6 protein-coding genes and 1 pseudogene are annotated in these 7290 nt (G+C 58.6%); 6 read left to right on the top strand and 1 reads right to left on the bottom strand.

Annotated features, from left to right (window positions below; genetic code table 11):
* The first annotated feature begins 232 nt into the window (after nt 1-232).
* From EOA86_RS15155 to EOA86_RS41230, 3 genes and pseudogenes are all read left to right on the top strand, one after another.
* Nucleotides 233-907, top strand: coding sequence for a sugar transferase (locus EOA86_RS15155; protein ID WP_128342368.1), 675 nt, complete (start codon nt 233-235; stop codon nt 905-907).
* A 169-nt stretch (nt 908-1076) separates the two neighbouring features.
* Complete coding sequence (locus EOA86_RS15150; RefSeq protein ID WP_082982113.1) at nt 1077-2285, top strand: polysaccharide biosynthesis/export family protein; 1209 nt, start codon at nt 1077-1079, stop codon at nt 2283-2285.
* Nucleotides 2286-2791: 506 nt separating this feature from the next.
* Nucleotides 2792-2925: pseudogene (locus EOA86_RS41230) on the top strand (DapH/DapD/GlmU-related protein); the annotation flags it as partial.
* 81 nt (nt 2926-3006) lie between these two features.
* Here the strand turns inward: EOA86_RS41230 and EOA86_RS15140 are convergent.
* Nucleotides 3007-4269: an O-antigen ligase gene (locus EOA86_RS15140; RefSeq protein ID WP_128342367.1), complete on the bottom strand. Its 1263-nt coding sequence runs from the start codon at nt 4267-4269 to the stop codon at nt 3007-3009.
* Between the two features lie 388 nt (nt 4270-4657).
* Between EOA86_RS15140 and EOA86_RS15135 the strand changes: the two genes are divergently transcribed.
* The 3 genes from EOA86_RS15135 to EOA86_RS15125 all read left to right on the top strand — a co-directional run.
* Nucleotides 4658-5641 (top strand): TIR domain-containing protein, encoded by a 984-nt coding sequence (locus EOA86_RS15135; RefSeq protein ID WP_245497268.1) that lies wholly within the window; start codon nt 4658-4660, stop codon nt 5639-5641.
* Nucleotides 5642-5804: 163 nt separating this feature from the next.
* Nucleotides 5805-6557 (top strand): SDR family NAD(P)-dependent oxidoreductase, encoded by a 753-nt coding sequence (locus EOA86_RS15130; RefSeq protein WP_128342365.1) that lies wholly within the window; start codon nt 5805-5807, stop codon nt 6555-6557.
* 51 nt (nt 6558-6608) lie between these two features.
* Nucleotides 6609-7290 (top strand): glucoamylase family protein (locus tag EOA86_RS15125; protein ID WP_281035664.1); only part of this gene is annotated, 682 nt, incomplete at its 3' end.

The following is a 7290-nucleotide window of genomic DNA, read 5'->3' as shown; positions in this document are numbered from 1 at the left end:
GGCACAAAGAGCGATTTGCCCAACCGAAGCCTCAAAAACGCACTAGATTCTTCAAGGTTGCCCAGAATTTGTCACGAACGCGCCATAAAGGCGAAAATTTGTGCAGGATCGGTTTATTATTTAGTCAAGTCATGACGTGATTATTTCAGCCGCTCAAGAAATTGTGTGTTGCGATGCAGCATTTTTTTGATATCGTGCGGCAAACCATCCGTTCAACGTATGGAGTTTATGCATGAGGGACGTAGCCAAGCCGGCCGACGCGAATTTTTCGCAGGCAGGTATCGATTTTCCACCGATCGGCGGCCTGCTCAAACGCAGCTTCGATATCGCCGGTTCACTGATTGGCCTGGTTGCTCTCAGTCCGCTGTTTGTGATGGTCGCGCTGCTTGTCAAGTTCTCCGACGGCGGACCGATTTTCTACGGTCACAGCCGGATCGGTCGCGGAGGACGGATTTTCCCGTGCCTCAAGTTTCGCACCATGGTTCAGAATGGCGAACAGGTGCTGGCTGCATATCTTGCCGCCAACCCGGACGCCAAAGCCGAATGGATGGCGACCCGCAAGCTCAAGAACGATCCGCGCGTCACGCGCGTCGGGGCCGTGCTGAGGAAGCTCAGCCTCGATGAACTGCCGCAGATCATCAATATCCTTCAGGGTGACATGAGCCTTGTCGGTCCTCGCCCCGTCGTACGCGACGAGCTCGAGATTTATGGCAGTTCGGCCGTCTATTACCTGAAATCGCGCCCCGGCCTAACCGGACTCTGGCAGGTCAGCGGCCGCAATGACGTTTCCTATGACAGCCGCGTCGCATTCGATCGCCACTATGTCGAGAACTGGTCGCTGTTTGAGGACATTCGCATCATCGTCAAGACCGTGCCTGCCGTCTGGATGTCGCGGGGCTGCTACTGACCGGCTGGGCCGGCTCTGTGTGGAAGAGTGACTGTCCAGACGCCAACCATTCTGCAGCAAGTTTCATCGGGCGGGGCTAAGCGGATCGGAAAACGTTCAGTTGAAAACAGATATCTTCGAAATCTCCTGCGCCGGCATTGTTAGCAATCGCATACGGCGGATGCGGCTTATGACCACTTGCCTCGCGCTGGCGCTCACCATTCCCCAACTCGCCGCCGCCGATGAGTATCGCCTCGGATCGCAGGACAAGCTGACCATCCGCGTGGCCGAATGGCAGACCGTTGAAGGCACGTTCCGAGACTGGACGGCCGTCAACGGAGAGTACACAGTCGGCCCGGCCGGAACATTGTCCGTGCCGTTCGTCGGCGAAATGCCGGCATCCGGCAAGACCACATCCGAGATCGCGGCAGCGATCGGCCAGGCGCTCCAGCGCAAGCTCGCCCTGGCGGACCGGCCGGAAGCCTCCGTCGAAATGGCGGAGTACAGGCCATTCTACATTTCCGGGGAGGTGCAGACGCCTGGCCAGTATCCCTACGTGCCTGGTCTGACCGTCCTGAGGGCGATGAGCATCGCCGGCGGTGTCCGGCGGGCCCCCGAAGGACAGCGGTACGACCGCGACATGATCAATGCCAAGGGCGATTTTGACGTTCTCGAAGACCAACGGGTCCGGCTGATCGTCAGGCGCGCGCGCATTGAAGCGGAGATGGCGGACAAGCCGACATTCGACGTGCCGAAGGAGGTGGCCAACGATCCGAAGGTGGCAAGCGTCGTTGCGGACGAGATGGCGATCCTGACGGCCGATCAAAAGAAGCTTAAACTGCGCCTTCAGGCGCTCGACGATTTGAAGAAGCTACTGCAGAGCGAGATCGATTCGCTGCAGAAAAAGATCGTCAACCAGCAGCGGCAGGTCGACCTGGCAAAGGAACAGCTCAGCGGCATCGGCTCGCTGGCGCAGAAAGGCCTTGTCGTCAACACGCGGGTTCTGACTTCGCAACAAACGATCGCCGACCTGGAAGGCCAGATCCTGGATTACGACACGGCCATCCTTACCGCCAAGCAGTCGATCAGCAAGGCCAATCAGGATGCCATCGACCTGGAAAACACTCAGAATGCGAGCCTCGCCGCCGACCGGCAACAGGTAGAAGCCGATCTCAGTGCGACGATGCTCAAGATGAACATGCAAACCGGCCTGATGGCCGAAGCCATGTCGGGGAATCCGGCGTTACAACGCTATCGCGACGGCGAAGAGCCAACGATGTCCTTTGCCCTGGTTCGGGTGGTCGACGGCAAGACCAGCGAAATTGCCGCCAGTGAAGACACGCCCGTGCTGCCCGGGGACGTGATCAAGGTGAAGCTGGCGCCAATGGCTAGCCAATAGAACTCGATCGATCGAATACCCCAAGGTCAGCTGACGCTCAAAGGGAGCGTCATGCCGAGGCCGTCCGCATAGATGCACGCTTCTCGGCGAAAAGTGCCAATCGGTGGGGGAAGCGTGGTGAATATCTATCGTGCTAGAAGGTATATTAAAGGCGCAATAATTACATTCTTTTGGGCAGTGAGGGATATCGAAATATCCGATCGAGTTTCGGTGCTTGGTGTCTCGCCTCATATAGCAGGAAAAGGCAATTTTTAGATTTGGCTCTCGCGTTTCGTTTCGAGGGCTTGGGTCACGTTCCTGGTTTCATGCTCGCCGGAACGCAAGTCTGTCAATTGGCTCTAGATCTTTTTATAAACAGCGGAGTTACGACCGACGCATCTGTCGCAGTAAGCATCGGAAAAGGATGCCTTATTGGCGAATCGGTTGTAATCCAAGACTCAAACTATCATGAGGTCGAAGAGGGTGCCGGTGTTAAAGCGAAAGCTGTCCTGATTGGGGATAATGTTTGGATAGGCCGAATTCAATAATCCTGCCTGGGGTCGAAATCGGGGATCATAGCGTAATTGGAGCCGGCTCTGTGGTCACCAAAAGTGCACCGCCGCGAAGCCTGGTTGCAGGAAATCCCGCCCGAACAATTCGCGAAATTGTGGCGCCCCAAGATTACATTCGTTTTTGACGGTAATTTTAACGAACGAAATCAAGGTGACATTCTGCGCTTTTCTTAGCCCTTTGCGGTTTCTGGTTCCGCGAGGCTCGCCGCCGTCCACCGAGGGCGGGCGACAGGCACCTTCACCAGTTTGAAGTAGCTGTAATACAGAAGGAAGGAGCCCATAATGTAGGGGTTGAGGGTCTCGACCTCGACGAAGGACCGGATGAACAGAAGCACCATCACGCCGGCAAGAATCACAGATTCGGCCTGCCACGTCCTGAATATCAACGCCGATATGTGGCCCCACAGCGTGCGCACGATGATCAGCGAAATCAGCGTCGCCCCGACATAGCCAAGCTCGACGAGCGCTTCGACATAGGTGTTGTGGAAGTGGAAGCCGCTTCGGGTCGTGATGTAGAATTCGTTCCAAAGCCGTTCGGCCTCGGCGAAACCCTGCACCCAGTAGCCCGCGTAGCCGACGCCGAGGATCGGCGCTTGCTGCACCGCACGCCAGCCCTGCTCCCAGAGATAGGTCCGTCCGGTGAGCGTGGAGTCTTTTCCGAAGACGCCAAGGACGAAATCCAGAAGCCCCGCAAAGGCAACCGCGGTGACCGCGACCAGCCCGCATGCGCCGACCATGAAAATCACCCGTCGGTAGCGGAGCGAAAGCTTCTTCGCCATGGCAAGCAGAGCGACCAGAGCGAGAACTGCCGGTACCGAAGCCATCGAGGTGGCTGAATGCGAAATGACCAGCAGATAGGCCGACAGGACGAGGACGGGCGCCGTCAAGAAAAGGCTGATCCGGCCGCGCCTGAGAAAGGTCAGCAAGACAACGCAAAAATAGATGCCAAGGGAGGCAACAAAGCCGATCTGGTTCTTGGAGCTGAATGCGCCGACGAAATTATACGTCCCGTCGAGGCCATCATACGAATAACCCCCGACCATAAGCGAGTAGAGCAGGACGAGAAAGATCCCGATCAGTGAGCCTATTGTCAACGTCCGAACGCTGACGGTGCGCGCGGCGATATAGGCGCAGGCGATATGAGAGCAATACTGGATCGCCGTCCTCAACGTGATGCCGGGAGCATCCGACCAGAACACCGAGAGGCAGACGTAGATTGCAAACGCCAATGGCAGCCACGCGCTGGAGGCATGTCGCAACAGCCGCCGGTAATCTACCATGATCAGGGGAAGCCAGACCGCATAATAGGCCAGGATCAGGATCTGGCCGAAAAGGTAGGAGTAGGAGAACGCCCAAATGGAGATGGCGACAGCAAATGTGCCATAGACCGTGCTCTTCTCCGGGTCGACCAACAGAGATTTTGGTATCTTCATCTCGGTAGCGAAGTCCCGTCCATGAGTTCAATGCCGATTCGCCGCCGCGCCAGGCGCGAACGCTTCCATTGTGCAGTGCAATATAACCCATCCCCTGCAGCCTGTCACCCAAATGAGGCAAAAACAGCCACAAGGACGCCCCGGGAAGGCGGTAAAGTCCGCAAGAACCGAGCATCCAGGCCGGCTTCTGGCTCCAAACATTGTGAGCGCCTCGGCATCACGGTCAAGAGCCATCGCCGCCGGATTCATGAGAAGCTCGGCATCGCCACCGCGCGGAACTGTTTTCGCAGTTCTTCAGCACCGGACCGAAAAATAGCAGCCGGCATTCCTTGCATCCGTTGCAATGAATGAGGCCCTCCGCGTACGCTATGGCGGGGACAACCAGACGATGGCCGCAGGGATAGCAGACGCTGGTGGTCCCGATCTGCTGGGCTGGAGCAAACGGATGGACAAACCTCGAATCTTCCTGGGCTCGTCGGGGAAGCAGAAAAAACTGCTGCAGGCGCTGACACGCGGTCTTGAAGACATCGCGTATGTGGAACCCTGGACGACATCCTTCAATCCCGGGACAACCACACTGGAGCGCCTCCTTGAGCTTACGCGTGAAGTCGACTTCGCTGCTTTTGTGTTCGCCCAGGACGACTGGACGAGTGCAAGCCTGGCATCACCTGCTCCTGTATCCGCTCAAGCTTCTCCGCGAGACAATGTGGTCTTCGAAGCCGGCCTTTTCGGCGGTGTCCTCGGAATGCGCCGAACGTTTATCCTCCATGCCAACGGCTCCAAGCTTCCAAGCGATCTCCTCGGCCTGACGTCCGTGAGGTACGGCGAAGCGATAACCGCCGCCGAGATGAGAGCGGTCAACCAAAAGCTGCGAAAAGCGATTGAAAATGAGGGCCGCGCCGCCCGAATAGAGGGTCTTTGGTGGCAGTTTTCCCTGTCGGAGCGGACCGTGAAGGAACCTTCCGCGGTGAGCCTCCTGCGGATCTCGCGAGACCGCGATGGTGCGCTGGAGCTAGCCGGCCGCTCATGGCAAGAGAATGGCAGTCTGTCCGCGAGATACTGGAGCGAAGCAGTAAAGGAGAGAAAGGAGCCTGCCGGCATCTTTTACTTTTGGAATGGAGAACGGCCCTTGGACGCGAACGCGTCGCAGTTGTACGGGACAGGAGAGATCCGGCTGGAGTCCGCCGATCGCGCGTCCGGGTACTTCACCACACGAGCCGACACACAGCCAAAACTGAACGCCCGCACCTCCGGTGTCTATCTGCGCGCCGAGCCGGAGGACTTGAGCATCCTGGACGGGCGCGACAACCAGCGACGAGTAGAGCTGATCGCGGAGCGGCTGAACCATTGGAAATCGATCAAGAACGTCTGAACCGGTGCGCGCGGCGTAACTCCAGCTAGCCCGACGCTCTAGCCCTGCCGCGGCTTTTCCTACCGCCTCGTGGCCCACCATGAACCTGTTCGGAGCTTCAGCCTCTGGCTTGAACTCCTCCGCCATTGACTTCACATTCGCCGCCGATTGGGAGGAAGAGCACATGCCGATGAGTTTTGCGGGACGGTTTGCCGGGCGGTCGGCCGTGATCACTGGTGGCGCGTCCGGAATCGGCCTGGCTGTCGCGCTAAGAATCGCTGAAGAGGGCGGGCGCGTTTGCGTCTGGGATCGCGACCCCACCCAGATCGAGCAGGCCAAGGCTGTCATTGCCGATTTGCATAGCGTGACTGTCGAAGTCGCCGATGCCGTGGCGGTCGAACAGGCCGCCCGGCAGACGATCGATGCCCTTGGCGCGGTCGATATCCTGGTCACCAGTGCGGCCATCACCGGACCGAACATGACGACCTGGGACTATTCGGTGGAGGATTGGCACCGGGTCATCGACATCAACGTCAACGGCGTCTTCTACTGCAACAAGGCGCTGGTTCCGCACATGCTCGAGCGCAATTACGGCAGGATCGTCAACATCGCTTCGATCGCCGGCAAAGAGGGAAACCCGAATGCCTCTGCCTACAGCACCTCCAAGGCGGCGGTGATCGGCCTGACCAAGTCTCTGGGCAAGGAACTGGCCAAGACCAAGGTGACCGTGAACTGCGTCACGCCGGCGGCGGTGCGCACCGCGATTTTCCAGCAGATGAGCCAGCAGCACATCGATTTCATGCTGTCGAAGATACCGATGGCGCGGTTTGGCGAGGTCGAGGAGGTGGCGGCGCTGATCTCGTGGATCGCTTCGGAGGAATGCTCCTTCACCACCGCCGCCGTTTTCGACGTTTCCGGCGGCCGGGCCACCTATTGAAGCAAGTTGGCCGATCTACCGCCAAGGCCGCGAGACTGGAGTTCCCGTCGCTTGCTTAGGGTCGAACCTCGACTGTCCGACGAAGACCTGCTCGACCGCTTCCAGGGCGCGGCCTTCGGCTATTTTCTGGAAACCGTGAATCCGGAGAACGGGCTGGTTGCCGACACCTCGCGGCCAAATTGGCCGGCAAGCATCGCGGTCGTCGGCTTCGCCCTGTCCTGCTATCCGGTCGGGGTCGAGCGTGGCTGGATGACTCGAGATGCCGCCGTAAAGCTGACGCTTGCCGCACTGCGCTTCTTCTGGAACAGCCGGCAAGGTAATGGCGACGACGTCACCGGCCACAAGGGTTTCTATTACCATTTCCTCGACATCCGGACCGGCCTGCGCACCTGGCGATGCGAATTGTCGATGGTTGACACTGCGCTTTTGATGGCCGGCGTGCTCGTGGCTGGCGCCTATTTCACGGGCGACAATGACGAAGAAACCGAAGTCCGCGAACTAGCGGAAGTCCTCTACCGGCGCGTCGACTGGCGATGGGCGCAAGGCAGCAATTCGACCTTGCGACAGGGGTGGAAGCCGAAGAGCGGCTTTCTGCGTTATGGCTGGGAAGGCTACAACGAAGCGACCATGCTCTACGTTCTGGCAATGGCCTCCCCGGACAAGCCAGCCTCGGACGACAGTTATGCCGGCTGGACGGCGACATATCGATGGGAAAACATCTACGGCTACGACG

Source organism: Mesorhizobium sp. M5C.F.Ca.IN.020.32.2.1, from assembly GCF_004023105.1.
Classification (GTDB): domain Bacteria; phylum Pseudomonadota; class Alphaproteobacteria; order Rhizobiales; family Rhizobiaceae; genus Mesorhizobium; species Mesorhizobium wenxiniae.
The sequence above is the reverse complement of the archived record's forward strand: the minus strand, read 5'-3'. Positions and strand labels throughout refer to the sequence as shown.

What these genes read in the sequence shown, in the direction of transcription:
- EOA86_RS15155 (WP_128342368.1), top strand. Translation starts at nt 233, where the DNA reads ATGAGGGACGTAGCCAAGCCGGCCGACGCGAATTTTTCGCAGGCAGGT.
- EOA86_RS15150 (WP_082982113.1), top strand. Translation starts at nt 1,077, where the DNA reads ATGACCACTTGCCTCGCGCTGGCGCTCACCATTCCCCAACTCGCCGCC.
- EOA86_RS15130 (WP_128342365.1), top strand. Translation starts at nt 5,805, where the DNA reads ATGCCGATGAGTTTTGCGGGACGGTTTGCCGGGCGGTCGGCCGTGATC.
- EOA86_RS15140 (WP_128342367.1), bottom strand. Translation starts at nt 4,269, where the DNA reads ATGAAGATACCAAAATCTCTGTTGGTCGACCCGGAGAAGAGCACGGTC.
- EOA86_RS15135 (WP_245497268.1), top strand. Translation starts at nt 4,658, where the DNA reads ATGGCCGCAGGGATAGCAGACGCTGGTGGTCCCGATCTGCTGGGCTGG.